The organism is Telluria sp. ZB4P37, from assembly GCF_059685855.1.
The window spans coordinates 257603-276623 of sequence record NZ_JCASID010000001.1 but is presented as its reverse complement, the minus strand read 5'-3'; the positions used below and the strand labels follow the sequence as shown (position 1 = coordinate 276623).

20 protein-coding genes are annotated in these 19021 nt (G+C 63.6%); 6 read left to right on the top strand and 14 right to left on the bottom strand.

Translation table 11 applies throughout. The annotated features are described in order from the left end of the window. Position 1 precedes the first annotated feature (1 nt). From metG to AC56K1_RS01375, 6 genes are all read left to right on the top strand, one after another. Positions 2 to 2137, top strand: coding sequence for a methionine--tRNA ligase (gene metG, locus AC56K1_RS01400; RefSeq protein WP_497156060.1), 2136 nt, complete (start codon positions 2 to 4; stop codon positions 2135 to 2137). Positions 2138 to 2424: 287 nt separating this feature from the next. After that, positions 2425 to 3741, top strand: coding sequence for an enoyl ACP reductase FabMG family protein (locus AC56K1_RS01395; RefSeq protein ID WP_497156059.1), 1317 nt, complete (start codon positions 2425 to 2427; stop codon positions 3739 to 3741). Positions 3742 to 3805: 64 nt separating this feature from the next. Further along, on the top strand, positions 3806 to 4015 hold the full coding sequence (locus AC56K1_RS01390) for a DUF3460 family protein (protein WP_497156058.1): 210 nt from the start codon (positions 3806 to 3808) through the stop codon (positions 4013 to 4015). A gap of 15 nt (positions 4016 to 4030) precedes the next feature. Continuing rightward, complete coding sequence (locus AC56K1_RS01385) at positions 4031 to 4915, top strand: segregation and condensation protein A (protein ID WP_497156057.1); 885 nt, start codon at positions 4031 to 4033, stop codon at positions 4913 to 4915. A 44-nt stretch (positions 4916 to 4959) separates the two neighbouring features. Next, the gene (gene panC, locus AC56K1_RS01380) at positions 4960 to 5799 is read left to right on the top strand and encodes a pantoate--beta-alanine ligase (protein ID WP_497156056.1); all 840 of its coding nucleotides are present in this window, start codon (positions 4960 to 4962) and stop codon (positions 5797 to 5799) included. A 115-nt stretch (positions 5800 to 5914) separates the two neighbouring features. Beyond that, a complete protein-coding gene (locus AC56K1_RS01375) occupies positions 5915 to 6688 on the top strand; it encodes a flagellar brake protein (RefSeq protein ID WP_497156055.1) in 774 nt (257 codons plus the stop codon). 173 nt (positions 6689 to 6861) lie between these two features. Here the strand turns inward: AC56K1_RS01375 and AC56K1_RS01370 are convergent, their stop codons facing one another. The 14 genes from AC56K1_RS01370 to flhC form a co-directional block, all read right to left on the bottom strand. Further along, positions 6862 to 8070, bottom strand: coding sequence for an EAL and HDOD domain-containing protein (locus AC56K1_RS01370; protein ID WP_497156054.1), 1209 nt, complete (start codon positions 8068 to 8070; stop codon positions 6862 to 6864). Between the two features lie 57 nt (positions 8071 to 8127). Beyond that, entirely contained in the window at positions 8128 to 8766 is a 639-nt protein-coding gene (gene cheZ, locus AC56K1_RS01365; RefSeq protein WP_497156053.1) for a protein phosphatase CheZ, read from the bottom strand. A gap of 1 nt (position 8767) precedes the next feature. Further along, entirely contained in the window at positions 8768 to 9163 is a 396-nt protein-coding gene (gene cheY / locus AC56K1_RS01360) for a chemotaxis response regulator CheY (protein ID WP_171081109.1), read from the bottom strand. A 156-nt stretch (positions 9164 to 9319) separates the two neighbouring features. Next, positions 9320 to 10384: a protein-glutamate methylesterase/protein-glutamine glutaminase gene (locus AC56K1_RS01355; RefSeq protein ID WP_497156052.1), complete on the bottom strand. Its 1065-nt coding sequence runs from the start codon at positions 10382 to 10384 to the stop codon at positions 9320 to 9322. 11 nt (positions 10385 to 10395) lie between these two features. After that, positions 10396 to 10989, bottom strand: coding sequence for a chemoreceptor glutamine deamidase CheD (gene cheD, locus AC56K1_RS01350; protein WP_497132573.1), 594 nt, complete (start codon positions 10987 to 10989; stop codon positions 10396 to 10398). 7 nt (positions 10990 to 10996) lie between these two features. After that, a complete protein-coding gene (locus tag AC56K1_RS01345; RefSeq protein WP_497156051.1) occupies positions 10997 to 11869 on the bottom strand; it encodes a CheR family methyltransferase in 873 nt (290 codons plus the stop codon). 110 nt (positions 11870 to 11979) lie between these two features. Continuing rightward, positions 11980 to 12483, bottom strand: coding sequence for a chemotaxis protein CheW (locus AC56K1_RS01340; RefSeq protein ID WP_497156050.1), 504 nt, complete (start codon positions 12481 to 12483; stop codon positions 11980 to 11982). Positions 12484 to 12507: 24 nt separating this feature from the next. Next, on the bottom strand, positions 12508 to 14661 hold the full coding sequence (gene cheA, locus AC56K1_RS01335; RefSeq protein ID WP_497156049.1) for a chemotaxis protein CheA: 2154 nt from the start codon (positions 14659 to 14661) through the stop codon (positions 12508 to 12510). Positions 14662 to 14697: 36 nt separating this feature from the next. Next, positions 14698 to 15063 carry a response regulator gene (locus tag AC56K1_RS01330; RefSeq protein WP_036248827.1) on the bottom strand — a complete coding sequence of 122 codons (366 nt, stop codon included), beginning with the start codon at positions 15061 to 15063 and terminating at the stop codon, positions 14698 to 14700. A 59-nt stretch (positions 15064 to 15122) separates the two neighbouring features. Continuing rightward, a complete protein-coding gene (locus tag AC56K1_RS01325) occupies positions 15123 to 15671 on the bottom strand; it encodes a chemotaxis protein (protein ID WP_497156048.1) in 549 nt (182 codons plus the stop codon). Between the two features lie 18 nt (positions 15672 to 15689). Next, the gene (gene motB / locus AC56K1_RS01320) at positions 15690 to 16634 is read right to left on the bottom strand and encodes a flagellar motor protein MotB (RefSeq protein ID WP_497156047.1); all 945 of its coding nucleotides are present in this window, start codon (positions 16632 to 16634) and stop codon (positions 15690 to 15692) included. Between the two features lie 59 nt (positions 16635 to 16693). Beyond that, complete coding sequence (motA, locus tag AC56K1_RS01315; protein ID WP_497156046.1) at positions 16694 to 17548, bottom strand: flagellar motor stator protein MotA; 855 nt, start codon at positions 17546 to 17548, stop codon at positions 16694 to 16696. Positions 17549 to 17687: 139 nt separating this feature from the next. Beyond that, entirely contained in the window at positions 17688 to 18431 is a 744-nt protein-coding gene (locus AC56K1_RS01310; RefSeq protein ID WP_497156045.1) for an SAM-dependent methyltransferase, read from the bottom strand. Beyond that, positions 18428 to 19012, bottom strand: coding sequence for a flagellar transcriptional regulator FlhC (gene flhC / locus AC56K1_RS01305; protein WP_497156044.1), 585 nt, complete (start codon positions 19010 to 19012; stop codon positions 18428 to 18430). The genes AC56K1_RS01310 and flhC overlap by 4 nt, the downstream gene beginning before the upstream one ends. Positions 19013 to 19021: the final 9 nt, after the last annotated feature.

The following is a 19021-nucleotide window of genomic DNA, read 5'->3' as shown; positions in this document are numbered from 1 at the left end:
CATGACCCGCAAGCTGTTCGTCACCACCGCCCTGCCCTACGCTAATGCTGCCTTCCATATCGGCCACATGATGGAATACATCCAGGCCGACATCTGGGTCCGGTTCCAGCGAATGCAGCGCGACAATGGGCAACAGCGCCAGGTGCACTTCGTCTGCGCCGACGACACCCACGGCACGCCGATCATGATCGCCGCCGAAAAGGAAGGCATCACGCCCCAGGAATTCGTCGCCAAGATCGCCGCCGGCCGCGCCCAGTACCTGGATGGCTTCCATATCGCCTTCGATAACTGGTATTCGACCGATTCGCCGGAAAACGTCGAACTCTCGCAGGGCATCTACCGCAAGCTCCGCGATGCCGGCCTGATCGTCACCAAGACCGTCGACCGCTTCTACGACCCGGTCAAGGGCATGTTCCTGGCCGACCGCAACATCAAGGGCGAATGCCCGACCTGCCACGCCAAGGACCAGTACGGCGACAACTGCGAAGTCTGCGGCGCCGCCTACCAGCCGACCGAACTGATCAACCCGTTCTCGGTGTTCACCGGCTCCACGCCCGTGCTCAAGCCGTCGGAACAGTATTTCTTCAAGCTGTCCGATCCGCGCTGCTTCGCCTTCCTCAAGGAATGGCTGAACACCCCGGGCCGCCTGCAGCCGGAAATGGTCAACAAGGTCTCGGAATGGCTGGGCGAGTCCGGCGAGAAGCTGGCCGACTGGGACATTTCCCGCGACGCGCCCTATTTCGGCATCCCGATTCCCGATGCACCGGGCAAGTTCTTCTATGTGTGGCTGGATGCGCCGGTCGGCTACCTTGCCTCGCTGAAGAACTATTTCGACAAAAAGGGGCTCGACTTCCAGGCCTTCCTGAACGACCCGCAGTCCGAGCAGGTCCACTTCATCGGCAAGGACATCGTCTCCTTCCACCTGCTGTTCTGGCCGGCGATGCTGAACTTTTCCAGCCACCCGATCATCGACGGCCTGAAGGTCGCCGTGCACGGCCACCTGACCGTGAACAACGAAAAGATGTCCAAGTCGCGCGGCACCGGCATTTCGCCGCTGCGCTACCTGGAACTGGGCATGAACCCGGAATGGCTGCGCTATTACCTGGCCTTCAAGCTCAATGCCAAGGTCGAAGACCTGGACTTCAACGGCGAAGATTTCGTCGCCCGCGTGAATAGCGACCTGATCGGCAAGTACGTCAACATCGCCAGCCGCTGCGCCGGCTTCATCGCCAAGAAATTCGACGGCAAGCTGGCCGATACGCTCTCCGGCACCGCCAAGGACTGGATCTGCAAGGCCTTGATGTTCGAAGGCGCCGAGCGCCAGGCCAGCATCGCCGCCAGTTTCGACAGCCGCGACTACGGCCGCGCGCTGCGCGAGATCATGGAGATCACCGACGTCGTCAACCAGTACGTGGACGAGCACAAGCCATGGCTGCTGGCCAAGGACGAAACGAAACTCGGCGAACTGCACGACGTCTGCACCACCGCGCTGATCCTGTTCCGCCAGCTGACCATCATGCTCTCGCCGGTGCTGCCGCAGGTGGCAAGCCGCGTCGCCGAATTCCTGGGCGACGGCGAGCTGGCCTGGGGCGACACCCATGGCGCGGCCGTGTATGAAACCATGCTGGGCCGTAGCATCGGCGCCTACAGCCACCTGATGCAGCGCGTGGATGCGAAGATGGTCGAGAATTTATTCGACAAGCCGGCCGGCGCTCCGGCAGCCGCAGCTGCACCTGCGGCCGAAGTTGCTGCGGTCCCTGCGGCGGAAGCGGCCGGCGACATCGAGCCGCTGGCCCCTGAAATCTCGATCGACGATTTCCTGAAGGTCGACCTGCGCGTGGCCCGCATCGTCAACTGCGAGCACGTCGAAGGCGCCGGCAAGCTGCTGCGCCTGACGCTGGACGTGGGCGAAGGCCGCCACCGCAACGTGTTCTCCGGCATCAAGTCGGCCTACAAACCCGAAGAGCTAGTCGGCAAGCTGACTGTCATGGTCGCCAACCTCGCCCCGCGCAAGATGAAGTTCGGCGTGTCCGAAGGCATGGTGCTGTGCGCCTCGGCGGCGGACGAGAAGGCGAATCCGGGGCTGTACCTGCTCGACCCGATGGCGGGGGCGACACCGGGGATGCGGATTCGATAACGATACGCAAAGTAGACTGGGTTCCCGCCTCGCGGGAACGACGGTTTTAAGTGTGCAGGTCAATTACAGTGTTGTGGGCTGCTTCTTCAGCACGTCGTTCCCGCGCAGGCGGGAACAATGCCACTGGCATTGCCCCCCAATTTCGCTGCCCGGCACCGCAGTATCCCTGCACCAGCGGCGCGCCCCCAAAATCAATCCACGCCCCTCCCCAGCGTTATAATGACGTGTTTTTCTGAAACATGCGCCCGCGCCCTCCTTCAGACCATACAAGACAGGTAGATAAGAAAATGACTGAACTGACCCCTCTCCGCCATATCCCGCACACCAACGTGTTCCGCAAGGGCGACGTGTTCGTCCTGTTCGGCGAACTGTTCGGCCGCGGCTATGTGAACGGCCTGATCGACGAGGCGCGTGCCGCCGGCATGACCATCGTCGGCATCACCGTGGGACGTCGCGACGAGACCGGCACCCTGCGCGCGCTGGACGCGGCGGAACTGGCGGAAGCGGAAGAAAAGCTCGGCGGAAAAATCATCAACGTGCCGATGATGGCCGGCTTCGACATGGACGCCCCTGAAGGCGAGCAGAACCCGACCGAGATGCTCTCGAAGATCACCCTGAAGAGCTGGCAGGAAGACAAGCTGGACTGGGAAAAGATCGAGCGCTGCCGCGAAGCCGGCGTGCGCCGCTTCACCAGCTCGGCCGCCACCGTCATGGCCGAGATCGACAAGCTGATCCCGGAAGGCGCGAACGTCTTCTTCGCCCACACCATGGCCGGCGGCATCCCGAAGATCAAGGCCTTCCTGGCCATTGCCAACCGCATCTACAAAGGCCGCGGCGAACGCTTCATGTCCTCGCGCGCCCTGCTGGAAAGCGACCTGGGCAAGCTGATCCTGATGAACTTCGACGAAGTCACCGCCAACACCCTGAAATACCTGATCGATGCATCCAGCAAGATCCGCGAGCGCGTGACCCAAGCCGGCGGCGAAGTGCGCTACACGGCCTACGGCTACCACGGCACCGAGATCCTGATCGACGGCACGTACCAGTGGCAGACCTATACCAACTACACCCAGGGCTATGCCAAGATGCGCCTGGAGTCGGTGGCCCAGGCCGCCTGGAACCAGGGCGTCCATGCGACCGTGTTCAACTGCCCGGAAATCCGCACCAACTCCTCGGACATCTTTGTCGGCGTCGAGCTGTCGCTGTTCCCGCTGTTGACTGCGCTGAAGAAGGAAGGCGGCGGCGCCTGGGCCGACCAGCAATTGCAGATCTGCGCAGACTTGCTGGGCGAAGGCACCTCGCTCGAGTCGCTGTTGGATACCATCGAGCGCTATAACAACGACGCCACCAGCGCCGAGTTCCGCAACTTCGAAGCCTGGCCGATGGACAACACGCCGGAACTGGCCGAGGTCATGATCGGCACCTCGGAAGCGATCACCGCCCTGCACAAGGACAAGAAAGCATTGATCACGGACCACTTGTCCTCGCTGGTGCTGGAAGGCGCCGGCCCATTGATGTTCTACGGCGCCTCGGAAAAGATCGCACCGGTCGTGTGGCTCAGCCACGACATCATCGCGCGCCAGTTGAACGAACTCCACAAGTAAAACTTGACGCACGGACGCCGGGGCACAAGAATCTGCCCGGCCTCCCTTCTTCTCTTTAGGTAATATGATCTTCTCGAAAAAACACACGCTCTACGAATCCGAGCACACCAAGTTCATCAAGGAACTGAAAGCCCAGACGCCCGGCATGGAAGAGCGCCAGCTGGAAGGCCGTTCGCTGCTGTGGGACAAGGCTCCGCAGTCGCTGGACGAGCAGGAACGCGCCAGGCAGTCGCGCCTGCGCCAGAACGCCTACCCGTACCAGAACAAGGTATAAGGCGGAAAGCGCCCCATGCTGCCCGAGCAGGCCGAGCACGCGTTGCCGGCCGATCCCCAGCAGGAAGGGGCGATCCCGCCACCCGACGACGCGCCCGACGTGGCCACCGCGCCGCCTGCCGACGCCGCCATCGCCCGCCTGTACGGCGAGCCGCTCACGCGCCTGCCGACCGACCTGTACATTCCGCCGGATGCGCTGGAAGTCTTCCTCGACGCCTTCGAAGGTCCACTCGACCTGCTGCTCTACCTGATCCGCAAGCAGAACTTCAACATCCTCGATATCCCGATGGCGCAGGTCACCCTGCAATACCTGAAGTATGTCGAGCAGATCCGCCAGCACAACCTGGAACTGGCCGCCGAATACCTGCTCATGGCGGCCATGCTGATCGAGATCAAGTCGCGCATGCTGCTGCCCAAGCGCCATGACGAGCTGGTCGAGGACGTGGGCGACCCGCGCGCGGAACTGGTGCGGCGCCTGCTGGAATACGAACAGATCAAGGTGGCGGCGGTCAACCTGGGCAGCGTGCCCCAGGAAGGCCGCGACTTCGTGCGGCCGCAGCTGTTCGTGGAGCAAGGCCTGGCGCCGAATCTCCCCGAAGTCGATCCGTGGGACTTGCAGCGCGCCTGGCTCGATGTCGTGCGCCGCGCCAAGCTGACCCAGCACCACCGGATCAGCCGCCAGGAATTGTCGGTGCGCGAGCACATGTCGGCCATCCTGCGCACCCTGCAATCGCAGCGCTTCGTCGAATTTTCCGAACTCTTTGCCGGCCAGCACACGGTGCCGATTGTGGTTGTACACTTTGTCGCCATGCTTGAACTTGCGAAAGAAACCTTGATCGAGATCACGCAAGCAGAACCATTCGCGCCGATCTATGTCAGGCTGGCCTATTCTCCGGCTTGAAGGCCGGCTACTTTATTTGCTCATTTTATTTGTACCGATAGCTCATGAAAATCATCTCCTCCATCGACGAATTGCGCGACCAATTGCGCGGCCAGCTGCGTACCGCCTTCGTGCCGACGATGGGCAACCTGCACGAAGGCCATCTGTCCCTGATGCGCCTGGCGCGCAGGCATGGCGACCCGGTGGTCGCCTCGATCTTCGTCAACCGCCTGCAGTTCGGCCCGAACGAGGATTTCGACAAATACCCGCGCACCTTCCAGGACGACGTGGCGAAACTCGAGAAGGAAGGCGTCTACGTGCTGTTTGCGCCGACCGAGAAGGACATGTACCCGGAGCCCCAGGAATACCGCGTACGCCCGCCTGACGGCCTCGGCAACACGCTGGAAGGCGAGTTCCGGCCCGGCTTCTTCGACGGCGTGTGCACGGTCGTGACCAAGCTGTTTTCTTGCGTGCAGCCGCGCGTGGCCGTATTCGGCAAGAAGGATTACCAGCAGCTCATGATCATCCGGAACATGGCGCGCCAGTTCGCCATGCCCACCGAGATCATCGGCGCCGAGACCTTCCGCGCCGAGGATGGCCTGGCGCTGTCTTCGCGCAACGGCTACCTGTCGCAGACCGAACGCCTCGAGTCGCCGGCGCTGTACCAGCAACTGAACGCCGTCGCCGCCGCGATGCGCGCCGGCGGGCAGGATCCGGTCGCCGTCGAGCGCGCCGCGATGGAAGCCCTGGCAGCGCGCGGCTGGGACCCGGACTATGTCTCGATCCGCAAGCAAATGGACCTGCGGGCGCCGTCCGCCGCCGACCTGGACGCCGGCGCACCGCTGGTCGTGCTGGCCGCGGCCAGGCTGGGCGCCACCCGCCTGATCGACAACCTGGAAATTTAAGTAACAAAAAAATATTGATGCTTGCGAAATTGCAATATCGGGATGGAAGGCTTTATACTTGAGCGCGCAGTCCGCTAGTGATCCAGGCAGCTGCGCAACAACCAAGGAATTCGCCGTGAACGCAATCGCTACGCCCCAGATCCGCAAAGGCCCGCCCAAGCCAACCGACGCCCTCAACCGCATCGGCGGCAAGTCCGAACCCCATGAGATGCGCGACCCCTTCGACATCGGCGAAGCGCTGACCACCCTGTCGCTGTCAGGCGAAGCGGTCACGGTGTTCCCGGCGGGCTGGATCGAGCCGTTGCTGGCGCGCATCGCTTCGGTGGATCCGGAACTGCCGCATTTCGCGCTCGACTTTACCGGCAGCGAACTGCCCCCGAGCGGCAAGGCGATCCTGGTCGCTTCCTTGGGGGGCAATGCCAAGCTCCAATTCGACCTCGAGCAGCAGTGGAACGCCCTGCCCGGCCAGCCGATGCACGTCCAGGCTGAATTCCCGCAGTCCTGCATGGTGCTGAACCGCCGCGCCGCCCGCCGCGTCGAAACGCCCGTCGGCGTGAACTACACGGCCGTGTTCCGCTGCAACGGCAAGCTGGTCGACCTGCCGCTCTATGATTTTTCGGAAACGGGTGTCGGCCTGCGCGCGACGCCCGAGCAGGTGTTCGGGCTGCATGTGGGGAAAAAGCTGGAAGGCGTGCGCCTGGAGCTGGGCCCGAACCTGACCATGACGGCCGATCTGGAAGTACGTCTGATGCGCCCCTTCCGCACCTTCCTGCTGGGCGAGCAGGTGCAGATCGGCTGCAGCTTCTCGGCGATTTCGATGCAGATGAAGCAGACGCTGGAGCGGTTCGTGACCAGTGGGGCGGTGGAGCGGCGGTCGGTGCTGCGGTAAGGGCTGCCTGTTTGACGCGAAAATCGGGTTCCCTCCTTCGCGGGAACGACGTGCTGACGGCCCTGGTACAACGACGCTCCGTCAGCCCAAAGACCGGCATTCCCGCGCAGGCGCAAACAATGCCACCGGCATTGTTTGCGCCACGTTGCTTTTGACCGTCAGTTCCACCTTGCTTACGCCGCCACGCTCTGCGCCCACGCCAGCGCCGACAAGTGCGCCTTGTTCACTTCCTCCGGGCTGATGTCGAGCGACGCCGCCAGCGAGGCCACCAGGTTCGAATTGAGCTCGCAGGCCTCGGCCAGCGCCAGGTAAGGGCCATAGATGCCTTCGCGGCTGAGCAGCGCCTTGACCACTTCTTCGGGCAGCGGCACCGTCTCCAGCACTTCCTTCATCGGCAGACCGAGCAGGCGGTCGAGCAGCGAGAACATGCCGGCGACGAACAGATTCTCCCCTTCCCCGCGCGCCAGCGCCTTGTAACCCAGCAGTTCGGCCAGGCGGCCGCGGATCACGGCCGTTTCCATCAGCACCGGCGAATAGCCGCTCTGGCTGGCCGTGGCCAGCAGCAGCACCAGCCAGCGGTACAGCGGCGCATAGCCCATCAGCGCGATTGCCTGGCGCAGCGACTGCACCTCGCGGGCGGCGCCGAAGCCTGCCGAATTAATGAATTGCAGCAGCTTGTAGGTCAGTGCCGGATCACGCCTGAGCACGTTCTCGAGCTTGGGCACGTCTTCGTTGTTCTGCACCATCTGCATCAGCTGCAGGATGGTGCTCTGGGTCGCGTTCATGCCCTTGACCGCATCGCTCCGCCGTGGCGTCAGGTGCAGCTTGCCGACGAACGCGTCCAGCCCCAAGGCCGCGCAGGCGTCGAAATCGGCCCAGGTCGTCACCGGGCGGCCCACCATGCGCATCGCCGCGTGTTTGGCGGCGGCATAGGTGCGCGCCTGCGCCGCGACGTCCAGGCCGGTAAACTGCACCTCGACATACGAAGCATAGGGCGACAGGTTGCGTCCCAGCAGGTTGATGTCGGCCCCGCGGATCGAGACACCCACGCCGCCCACGCGCACGGCCGCAACCGCCGAACGCACGTTCGGGTCGGTGAGTTTGCGGATGTGCAGGGTCAGGACGGTGCGCTCGGGCGGCAGCGCGTGCAGCGCGTCGAGCGAGAGCATTTCCGGGACGGCGTCCAGGAACAGGATCTTGTCGCGCAGCAGCCAGCCCTGTTCGGGATGCACGACGTGCGCGGCGACGAAGCCGACCAGGTCTTCGAGTTCCTGGGCGGTCGGGATCTTGCCGTCGTTGTGTTGCCACGACAGCTCGTAGCCGATGACCCGCTGCTTGGGATCGAGCAGCGGTTCACGGACGATGAAGTTTGTTTGGTGCATGTGGGCGCGTAGTGGAACCTGTAACGAGGCCGGAAAGAAACCGCGGCCCGACGCGCGTCAGAAACCGAGGCTGTCGAGCAGGTCGTCGACCTGACCCTGGTCGGCCACGACTTCCTGCTTGCCTTCCGGGTTGATTTGCGGACCGTTGAGCAGGCCGTTGTCGAGCTCGCGCTTGATTTCGTCCGGTGCGAAGTCGACCAGCACCTGCACCAGCTGCTGCTCGAGGTTCTGCGCGATACCCGTGATGCGGCCGATCACCTGGCCGGTCAGGTCCTGGAAATCCTGGGCCATCATGATGTCCATCAGCTGCCCGCGGGTGGCCACTGCCCCGGCACGCGATTCGTCCAGGCCCGTGACCGTGCGCTGCGCCAGCGCGCGCCATTCGGCTTCGGACGCGCCATTGTCCAGCAGCGCCTGCCACGAGGCGGACAGCTCGCTGGAGCGGGTTTCGATCGCATCCTGCACCGGGCCGGCCGCATCGGTGGCGTCCAGCACCTTCTTGGCAGCCTGCTCGGACAGGCGCGCCACGTAGTCGAGCCGGTCGCGGGCGTCGGGGATCTCGCTCGCCGCCTTCTCGATCAGCTTGTCCAGGCCCAGTCCGCGCAGGTTCTCGTGGAGCGCGCGCGTCATGTGCCCGATCCGGCTCAGGACCTCTTCGTTGGAGGCCTGGACACTGTCGGCAGTCTGCTCAATCATGTCAGCCGGCCTTGTCCATTTTTTCGAAGATCTTGTTGAGCTTTTCGTCCAGCGTGGCGGCCGTGAACGGCTTGACCACGTAGCCGCTGGCGCCGGCCTGGGCCGCGGCGATGATGTTTTCCTTCTTGGCTTCGGCGGTGACCATCAGCACCGGCAGCTTGGCCAGTGCGGGGTCGGCACGAATGTTCTGCAGCATGGTCAGGCCGTCCATGTTCGGCATGTTCCAGTCCGAGACCACGAAGTCGAACTGCTCGCTGCGCAGCTTGGCCAGGCCCATCACGCCGTCTTCGGCCTCGTCGACATTGGCATAACCCAGTTCCTTCAACAGATTCCGGACGATGCGGCGCATCGTCGAGAAATCGTCAACAACCAGAAAACGCATCTTTGGATCAGCCATGAATTACTCCGTTGAATCTTCTACTTTGGTTTAAATGGTGGGCGCCGTTTCGGGGCCCGAGCAAGCGGCGTCGATCGAACAGCGACAAGCAGCCTCAAGAATAGCATTTTTGTTGCCGTACGGCGATAAAATGGCAGCAATACACCAGCATCCGCGTCAAACGCGCAACGCCCGGCTGCCTTGCGAGGCCAGATGCTCGAGCACCATGCGCGGCAATTGCTGCAATGGCCCCACTTCGTGGGCGCCGCCGAGGGCGATCGCCTCGCGCGGCATGCCGAATACCACGCAGCTCGCCTCGTCCTGGGCGAAATTGTGCGCTCCCGCGTTGCGCATGTCCAGCATGCCGGCGGCGCCATCCTTGCCCATGCCGGTCAGGATAACACCAACGGCATTCTTGCCCGCCGCCTCGGCTGCGCTGCGAAACAGCACGTCCACCGACGGGCGGTGCCGGTTCACCGGCGGGCCCTGGTCGAGGCGGGTCATGTAGTTGGCGCCGGAACGGGCCAGCAGCAGGTGCGAATGGCCGGGGGCGATATACGCGTGGCCGGGCAGCACACGCTCGTTGCCCTGGGATTCGACGACGCTGATCTTGCACAGCGAATCGAGCCGCTTGGCGAACGAGCTGGTGAAGCCTTCCGGCATGTGCTGGGCAATCAGGATGCCCGGGCAGTCCGAGGGCATCTGCATCAGGAATTCGCGGATCGCCTCGGTGCCGCCGGTGGAGGCGCCGATGATGATCAGCTTTTCCGACGAAATGAGCGGGCTGCGCAGCGCCGCCAACTGGCTGGAAGGCGCGGCCTGCTGCAGCGTGCGGGCCCGGACCCGGGCGCGCGAAGCGGCGCGGATCTTGTCGGCGATGAGTTCGGTATATTCGCGCATCCCGGTCTGGATTGAGATCTTCGGCTTGGTCACGAAGTCCACGGCGCCCAGTTCCAACGCGCGCATCGTGATTTCCGAGCCACGCTCGGTCAGCGAGGACACCATCAGCACCGGCATCGGGCGCAGGCGCATCAGCTTTTCCAGGAAGTCCAGGCCGTCCATCTTCGGCATCTCGACGTCGAGGGTCAGCACGTCGGGATTGTGGCGCTTGATCAGGTCGCGCGCCACCAGCGGATCGGGGGCGGTGGCCACCACTTCCATGTCGGGCTGGGAATTGACGATCTCGCTCATCACGCTGCGGATCAGCGCGGAGTCGTCGACGATCAGTACTTTGATGGTCATGAAGCGTTCTTTCAGAACAAATCGATATCGCCGCCCACCGGCTCGACCTTGAGCCGCTTGGCGTAGTCGAGTTCGCGCTTGGCCAGCGTATCGTTTTGGGTTTGCATCAGCTTCTTCACCAGCACCTTGCCGGTCTTGGGGAAGAAGTACACCTTGCGCGGGTAGATGTCGTTCAGGTCTTCGGCCAGCACCGGGATGCGTTCCGTCTTGAGGAAATTCATCACGAAGGCGGCATTGCGCTCGCCCACGTTCATCGCCGTGAAGCCGCGCAGCACCGCGCCGCCGCCGAACACCTTGGCTTCCAGGTGCTCGCGCCGCGCGCCCGCCTTGAGCAGGTCGTTGATCAGGATCTCCATCGCGAAGCTCCCGTAGCGCATCGAGGCCGACACCGGGTTGTTCACGTCCCCGCCGTCGGGCAGCATGAAGTGGTTCATGCCTCCCAGGCCGGTGACGCGGTCGCGGATGCAGGCCGACACGCAGGAGCCGAGCACGGTCACGATCAGCATGTTCTTGCCGGTGTAGTAGTACTCGCCCGGCAGGATCTTGGCCGCGTCGCAATCAAACGTGCGGTCGTAATAGACGTTCGTGGCAAACTGGTTATTCATGTTCTGCTCACTGGCCCCTGGCGCGCCCGGATCCGTCAAGCTCGTACACCGTCTTGCCGCGCAGGCGCAGCGCGTCCGACACGTACAGGAAGTTCTCGGAGTGTCCGGCGAACAGCAGCGCGTCGGCCTTCATCAGGGGCACGAAGCGCGCGAGGATCTTGCGCTGGGTGTCCTTGTCGAAGTAGATCATCACGTTGCGGCAAAAGATGGCGTCGAACTGCCCTTCCAGCGGCCAGCCGTCGGCCAGCAAATTGAGCGGGCGGAAGGTGACCAGCTGGCGCAGCTCCGGACGCACGCGCGCCATGCCTTCGTTGGCGCCCTTGCCGCGCATGAAGAAGCGCTTGAGGCGCTCCTGTGCCAGCTTTTCCATGCGCTCCACCGGATAGACCCCGGCGCCGGCGGTGGCCAGCACGTTGGTGTCGATGTCGGTGGCGATGATCTGCACGGGCGGGGTGGGCGTGTTGAAGGCTTCGCAGGCCGTCATCGCGATCGAATACGGCTCTTCGCCGGTGGAGGCGGCAGAGCACCAGATCTTGATCGGCGCGCCGCTTCCTGCCTTGTGCCTGAGCGCCAGCAGGTGGTCCGCCAGCAGCGGGAAGTGGTGCGCCTCGCGGAAGAACGAGGTCAGGTTGGTGGTGAGCGCATTGATGAACGACTCCCACTCGGCCGCCATGCGCCCGCCTTCGAGGTCGTCGAGGTAGCGCGCGAACGACTGGATGCCGGTGGCGCGCAGGCGCCGCGCCAGGCGGCTGTAGACCATTTCCTGCTTGCTGTCGGCCAGCGAGATGCCGGCGCGCTGGTAGATCAGCGCGCGAACCCGCTCGAAGTCACTTTTGGTGAAATCGAATTCCTTGACCGTATCGGTTTTTTGCTGCGGCACGTGTTTGCCTCTTCGTTGCTGTGCGCCCGGGTGAGCGGGCTTGCGTTACTTTGTTGCTTGTGCCGAAAACCGGATTCGTACGGTGGCCGGCGCCGCCGGCCACCGTACGATCATGCTGCCAACTTGTCCATCAAACCCATCTCGCCCGACGACATCAGCTTGTCGATGTCGACCAAAATCAGCATGCGCTCGTCCACCGTGCCCAGGCCGATCATGTAGTCGGAATTGAAGGCGCTGCCCATTTCCGGGGCTGGCTTGATCTGGTCCGGGGTGAGCGTGGTCACGTCCGAGACGCTGTCGACCACCATGCCCATGATGCGCCCGGCGATGTTCAGGATGATCACGACGGTGAACTGGTCGTAGACCGGGGTGCCGAGGTTGAACTTGATGCGCATGTCGACCACCGGGATGATGATGCCACGCAGGTTGATCACGCCCTTGATGAATTCCGGTGCGTTGGCGATGCGGGTCACGGCTTCGTAGCCGCGGATCTCCTGCACCTTCAGGATGTCGATGCCGTATTCCTCGGAACCGAGGGTAAAGGCCAGGAATTCGCTGCCTGCGCCGTCATGGGCGGCGTCGCCGGCCGGCTTGGTGTTCTGTACAGTAGACATGTCAAGTCCTCGAGGTGTAAATGATTATAGGATGGCGGCGCCATCGACCAGCTGGCGCGACGAGCGCACCAGCGCGGCCACGTCCAGGATCAGGGCAACGCCGCCGTCGCCCAGGATAGTGGCGCCGGAAATGCCGGCCACCTTGCGGTAATTCGCTTCCAGGTTCTTGACCACGACCTGCTGCTGGCCCACCAGTTCGTCCACGAACAGCGCCGCCTTCTTGCCCTCGGTTTCGAGGATGACGACGATGCCTTGGGACGGGTCGGTGATGCGCGGGGCGATCTCGAACATCTGGTACAGCGGGATCAGGGGCAGGTATTCGCCGCGCACCTTCAGCACGCGCCCGCGGCCGGCGATCTCGCGGATGTCGTCCGGTAGCGGCTGCAGCGATTCGACGACAAACGACAGCGGCAGGATGTAGATCTCGTCGCCGCTGCGGATCGACATGCCGTCCAGGATGGCGAGCGTCAGCGGCAGCGAGATCGAGATCGTGGTGCCGAAGCCGCGCGCCGAACGGATGTCGACCGTGCCGCCCATGGCCATGATGTTGCGCTTGACGACATCCATGCCGACGCCGCGGCCGGAAACGTCGGTCACCTGCTCTGCGGTCGAGAAGCCCGGCGCGAAGATCAGCTGCCAGACCTCCGAATCGCTCATGTTGTCGGCTACCGGCAGGCCGTTTTCAAGCGCCTTGGCCAGGATGCGCTCGCGGTTCAGCCCCCCGCCGTCGTCCGCCACTTCGATGACGATGTTGCCGCCCTGGTGGCCGGCCGACAGGAACAGACGCCCTGCTTCCGACTTGCCCGCGGCTGCCCGCGCGGCCGGCATCTCGATGCCGTGGTCGATGCTGTTGCGCACCAGGTGGGTCAGCGGGTCGACGATGCGTTCGATCAGGCCCTTGTCCAGTTCCGTCGCGGCGCCATTGGTGATGAAGTCGACCTTCTTGCCCAGTTTCGAGGCAAGGTCGCGCACCATGCGCGGGAAGCGCGAGAACACGAAGTCCATCGGCATCATGCGGATCGACATGACCGCTTCCTGCAGCTCGCGCGTATTGCGCCCGAGCTGGCTGATGGAATTGAGCAGGCGTTCGTGCCCCATCGGGTCGAGGTTGCTGCTGCGCTGCTCGAGCATGGCGTTGGTGATCACCAGCTCGCCGATCAGGTTGATCAGCTGGTCGACCTTCTCGACCGAGACGCGGATCGACGACGATTCGGCGCCCGGGTCCTTCCTGACCGCCTTCTTCTCGGCCGCCAGCTCGGACACTTCGATCGGCTCCTGGCGCTGCACCGCCACGACCTGCTGCGGCGCTTCGTCCGTGATGCCGGCTTGCGCGCGGATCTGCTCGATCGGCTGGAAGAAGCCGTAGCCGCGCTCGTCGTCCGACAGGTCGTCCTCGACCTTGTTTGACGTTTCGTCGTCGCAGTCGAAGAAGCCATAGCCCTGGTCGTTCTCGATGCGCTTGCGCTCGGCCGCCTCCAGCGCGCGCTGTTCCGGCGTGAGGGCCGGCGCCTCGAAGATCTTCAGGTCTTCGGGATTCAGCACGAACGAGCAGATGGCGATGACGTCGTCCAGGCTTTCGTGGGTGGTGATGACGATCGCGCTGCGCCCGCCATCGAGCGGCGTGACTTTCGCGCGGCCCATCAGGCCCAGTTCATCGACCAGGGCGGTAATGTCGCGCTGCTCGACCGGCGGCAGTTCGATCTTGTAGCGGTGCGCGCCTTCGACCGGATGATGGGTCTTGGCTTCGGCGGTGAGATAAGACGGCGCGACGACCGGCGCCTGCGGCACCAGGCCCTCGGCCAGGTCGTGCAGCACCATGCGCACATTGGCGACGGCTTCCTGGTCGACGTTCGCGCCGTGGCGGTGGCCGTCGAGCTGCATCTTGAGGCTGTCCTTGGCCGCCAGGAAGGCGTCCACATGGTTCGAAGTCAGCGCCATCTCACCCTTGCGGATGCGGTCCAGCAGCGACTCGAGCACGTGCGTGACTTCGCTCATGTCGGTCAGGCCGAAGGTCGATGCCCCGCCCTTGACCGAGTGGGCGGTGCGGAAAATCGCGTTCAGGTCTTCCGGGTCGGGCATTGCTACGTCAACGCCCAGCAGCAGCCGCTCCATCTCGGCGAGCAGCTCTTCTGCCTCGTCGAAAAAGACCTGGTAAAACTGGCTGATGTCGATCGTCATGGTGCAATCCCTTGAATAGCCTGCTGCGTCATCGCGTTAGCCGATGACCTTTTTGACCACTTCGATCAGGCGCTGTGGATCGAAGGGTTTCACCAGCCAGCCATTGGCGCCGGCGGCGCGGCCCTTGGCCTTCATCTCGTCCGACGATTCGGTGGTCAGCATCAGGATCGGGGTCTTGGCGTAGGCCGGCAGCGTGCGCAGGGTCTTGATCAGGGCCAGGCCGTCCATGCGCGGCATGTTCTGGTCGGTCAGGACCAGGTCAACGCTCTGCAGCTTGGCCTTGTCGAGGCCATCCTGGCCGTCCACGGCTTCCACCACGTTATAGCCAGCTGCCTTGAGACTGAACGCCACCATCTGGCGTAGCGAACTGGAATCGTCGACCGCGAGAATCGTTTTTGCCATGTTTTGCTCCTGCTGTTTTAAGTCCGGATATCCGGTTATAGGTATGGTGGCCATCAAGCTCAGAAAAGCTCGATGTCCCCGCTTTCGAGATGTTGCTGTTCAACCGACTTGCGCAGCATGCTGCGCAGCTCGAGCGACTGGATCGCCAGCGCCATGCTGACCTTGCCGAGGCGCTCGACGATTTCATCGCTGTCCGTTTCCGGCGCGATGTCCGCGCCATGTTCGCTCAGCGTGCCGAGGAATTCGCGCAGGCCGGCCACGCGGCGCAGCGTGCGGTCGATCAGCTGGCTGGTCATGTCCTGGAACTGCATGCTGGTGATCGCCGTATTCACGTGCTGGCCGATCTCACCCGACATGTCGGCCAGGTGGGCGCTGTCTTCGGCGCTTGGCGTGCCGCCCGCCAGCAGGCGGTTGATCGCTTCCTGGCGCGTGCCGACGGCCGAGTGGATCGCCATGAAGCTGCAGGTGAGCTTGTCGATGGCTTCTTCCAGCAGCAATTCGGTCTGCAGCAGGTCGGTTTCGACTTCCGTCAGGTGGCGGCGGCCATGCACGGCGACGCCCGAAAGCAGGCGTTTCACGTGCGAACCGAGTATCTTTTTTCTTGTCATGCTCATTCTCCTGGCCGGCTAGTTCTTCACCGGCGCGCCGGCGCCGGCGAGGGCTGCTTGCGCTGCCGCCGCGGGTTGCTGCGCGGGCACCTCGAGGTTGGCGTTGTCGCGCTGGACGGCATCTTCGGTGCGCTTGTTCATCACGATGATGCTGATCCGGCGGTTGATCGGGTTGAACGGATCGGCGCGATCGAGGTGGGCGGCAGCGGCCAGGCCCACCACGCGCAATACCTTGTCGTCCGACAGCCCGCCGCGCACCAGCTCGCGGCGCGAGGCGTTGGCGCGGTCGGCCGACAGTTCCCAGTTGCTGTAGCCGGCGTCGCTCACATACGGCGTCGAATCGGTGTGGCCCGACAGGCCGATCTTGTTCGGTACTTCGTTGAGCACCATGCCGATCACGTTCAGGATTTCGCGGGTATAGGGCTGCACTTCGGCCCGCGCCAGCGCGAACATCGGGCGGTTCTGCTCGTCCACGATCTGAATGCGCAGGCCTTCGCTGGTGATATCGAGCAGCATCTGGTTCTTGTACTTCTTGAGCAGCGGGTTGACCTCGATGACCGACTCGATCTTGGCCTTGAGCGATTCGAGGCGCTCGGCTTCGGCCTTGGCCACCTGGGCCTTTGCGGCTTCCAGGTTATACGTCTTCGCGCTCGGGTCGATGTCGCCCTTCTTGACCTGGCCGTTGCGGCGCGTGAGGTCGGTGCCGCCACCCTTGATCACGGACGAGGAGTCGCCCGAGCCGGAGCCGCCCGCCATCGCGACCTTCAGCGGGGTCTTGAAGTATTCCGAAATGCCTTCCAGGTCGCCCTTGGCGGTCGAGCCGAGCAGCCACATAAGCAGGAAGAAGGCCATCATCGCGGTCACGAAGTCGGCATAGGCGATCTTCCAGGCGCCGCCGTGGTGGCCGGCGGCGACCTTCTTGATGCGCTTGACGACGATGGGGCGCATGCCTTCATCGGCCATGTTCGCTCCCGGTAGTGAGCTTACTGCGCGGTTGATCGGAATGAAGACGCGTCACGGGCTTACTTCTTCTTCTTGATGTGTTCTTCGAGCTCGGCGAAGGTCGGGCGCTCGGTCGAGTACAGCACTTTGCGGCCGAATTCGACGGCCAGCGCCGGCGCGTAGCCGTTCAGGCTCGCCAGCAGCGTGACCTTCACGCACTGGAACATCTTGGTCGATTCTTCGAGTTTTTGTTCGAGGACGTTCCCGAGCGGGCTCACGAACGCGTAGGCCAGCAGGATGCCGAGGAAGGTGCCGACCAGCGCTTTCGCGATCAGGATGCCCAGCTCGGCCGGCGGCAGGCCCACCGATTCCATCGTGTGCACCACGCCCATCACCGCGGCGACGATACCGAAGGCCGGCAGGCCATCGCCGACCTTGGCGATCACGTGGGCGGGAACCGCGCCTTCGTGGTGGTGGGTCTCGATCTCGTTGTCCATCAGGTTTTCGATCTGCATCGCGTCCATGTTCCCCGACACCATCAGGCGCAGGTAGTCGGTCATGAATTCGATGATGTGATGGTCGGCCAGCACGGCCGGGTATTTGGAGAACAGCGGCGAAGCGTCCGGCGCTTCGATGTCGCCTTCGATCGACATCAGGCCTTCCTTGCGCACTTTCGACAGCACGTCGAACTGCAGCGCCATCAGCTCCATGTACATGTCGCGCGTGTACTGCGAACCCTTGAAGATGCTCGGGAATGCCTTGGCGGTCGCCTTGACGTTCTTCATGGTGTTACCCACGAAGAAGGCGCCGACGGCGGCGCCGCCGATCATCAGGAGCTCGATCGGCTGCCACAGCGAGGCCAGGTGACCGCCGGCCATGGCGAAGCCGCCAAAGACACTGGCGCAGACGATGACGTAACCGATAATGACTAACAAGGGAATCCCGCTCCAGAAAGGCCGGGAAAGGTTTCTCCGGCTCGCCAAACAAAAAAAGTGATTTCAGGCAAAGTTGATGCAGGGAACCACTCTATCGGGAGAATGGCCCACCGGCAAGCAAAAAGGCCGGTTTTGTCGCCTAAAAGTGCCAGATATGAAGGGCTGGTCCACCCTCTGTGGGATAGACGGTACGGTTCGGTAAATGATCTTCAATGACGAATTCATAACTGAGCAGGAGCGACCCGGGCCGCATCTCGCGCGCGGCCTTGCGCCACAGGGCCGGCATGGCCGCCGGCGACAGGTAGGCGAACACGGCATCAAACGCAGAAAAGTCGAGCAGGTGATAGTCGCCACGCATGAAACGCGCCCTGCTCCCACCGAGCCAGGCGCGCATCCGGCTCACGAACCAGGGCAGCGGCGCCAGCTCGATCCCGGTCGCCTCGATGCCGGGACGGCGCGCCTGCAGGTTCAACACCAGGCCGCCCAGGCCACTGCCGATGTCGATGACGCGCACCGGCCCGGTAGCCGGCAGCACACTCGCCACCGCATCCCACACGTGGCGGTTCGACGGGTAGTACGGCACCTGGGTGCGGTAGGTGGACCAGTACAGCAGCAACAGGAAGAGGAAGACGGCCAGGTAGACAAACGGCGGGATGGCCAGCTGGGCCGTGCCGTACAGGCCAAGCGGGAACAGCAGCTGGATGACGCGCCACCAGCTGGCCAGGCCCCGCCACCAGGTGAGGCCTGCGGCGGTCAATCCCTGCACGAGGGCGACGACGGAATAGGACATCGGCAGGCCAGCACTGGCCAGAACCCAGACCACGCCAAGAGCAAGCGGGATGGCGGCGACCTGCAGCAGCAGCGCCGAAACTGCGGGTTTCACTCGGCCTGGTTGGCCGCCGCGTCGCGGGCGTCCTGCGCATCCTGCGCGTCTTTCGCGTCCCTGGCCTTGCGCGTCTTGCCGGCGCGCGAAGGCATGTGGCACAGGCCGCACAGGTAGTCGGCATTCAAGTCGAGCGCGTTGACGATGAACTTGCCCTGGCACTTGCCGCAAGGAGCCAGCACCAGCATGCCGCTCTGGAAGAAGCGCACCAGGGTCCAGGCGCGGGTGAGCGAGAGCAGCGGCTCTTCGCCCGGCTCGGGCGGCATTTGTTCGAGGTAGAGTTTATACGCCTTCATCACTGCCTGGACGCCGGTAGCGCCAGCGTGTTCGACCAGGAAGTTATGGATATTGATGAAGAGCGAGGAATGGATGTTCGGCTGCCAGGTCAGGAACCAGTCCGTGGAAAACGGCAGCATCCCCTTGGGCGGGGAGACGCCCTTGAGTTCCTTGTAGAGCTTGAGCAGGCGCTCGCGGGAGAGCGAGACTTCGGTTTCGAGCAGCTGGAGGCGCGCGCCCAGGTTGATCAGCTCGATGGCGAGCCCGATTTCCTGCGCTTCGGATACGACGCTTTTCTTGCTCATATACTGCTC

Bases quoted from the DNA above. Each gene is read 5' to 3' on its own strand.
- metG (WP_497156060.1), top strand. From the start codon at position 2: ATGACCCGCAAGCTGTTCGTCACCACCGCCCTGCCCTACGCTAATGCT.
- AC56K1_RS01330 (WP_036248827.1), bottom strand. From the start codon at position 15,063: ATGGCAAAAACGATTCTCGCGGTCGACGATTCCAGTTCGCTACGCCAG.
- cheD (WP_497132573.1), bottom strand. From the start codon at position 10,989: ATGAATAACCAGTTTGCCACGAACGTCTATTACGACCGCACGTTTGAT.
- cheZ (WP_497156053.1), bottom strand. From the start codon at position 8,766: ATGATTGAGCAGACTGCCGACAGTGTCCAGGCCTCCAACGAAGAGGTC.
- cheA (WP_497156049.1), bottom strand. From the start codon at position 14,661: ATGACGATCGACATCAGCCAGTTTTACCAGGTCTTTTTCGACGAGGCA.
- AC56K1_RS01395 (WP_497156059.1), top strand. From the start codon at position 2,425: ATGACTGAACTGACCCCTCTCCGCCATATCCCGCACACCAACGTGTTC.
- AC56K1_RS01390 (WP_497156058.1), top strand. From the start codon at position 3,806: ATGATCTTCTCGAAAAAACACACGCTCTACGAATCCGAGCACACCAAG.
- AC56K1_RS01355 (WP_497156052.1), bottom strand. From the start codon at position 10,384: ATGACCATCAAAGTACTGATCGTCGACGACTCCGCGCTGATCCGCAGC.
- AC56K1_RS01325 (WP_497156048.1), bottom strand. From the start codon at position 15,671: ATGACAAGAAAAAAGATACTCGGTTCGCACGTGAAACGCCTGCTTTCG.
- AC56K1_RS01385 (WP_497156057.1), top strand. From the start codon at position 4,031: ATGCTGCCCGAGCAGGCCGAGCACGCGTTGCCGGCCGATCCCCAGCAG.
- cheY (WP_171081109.1), bottom strand. From the start codon at position 9,163: ATGGCTGATCCAAAGATGCGTTTTCTGGTTGTTGACGATTTCTCGACG.
- flhC (WP_497156044.1), bottom strand. From the start codon at position 19,012: ATGAGCAAGAAAAGCGTCGTATCCGAAGCGCAGGAAATCGGGCTCGCC.
- motB (WP_497156047.1), bottom strand. From the start codon at position 16,634: ATGGCCGATGAAGGCATGCGCCCCATCGTCGTCAAGCGCATCAAGAAG.
- AC56K1_RS01340 (WP_497156050.1), bottom strand. From the start codon at position 12,483: ATGTCTACTGTACAGAACACCAAGCCGGCCGGCGACGCCGCCCATGAC.
- panC (WP_497156056.1), top strand. From the start codon at position 4,960: ATGAAAATCATCTCCTCCATCGACGAATTGCGCGACCAATTGCGCGGC.
- AC56K1_RS01370 (WP_497156054.1), bottom strand. From the start codon at position 8,070: ATGCACCAAACAAACTTCATCGTCCGTGAACCGCTGCTCGATCCCAAG.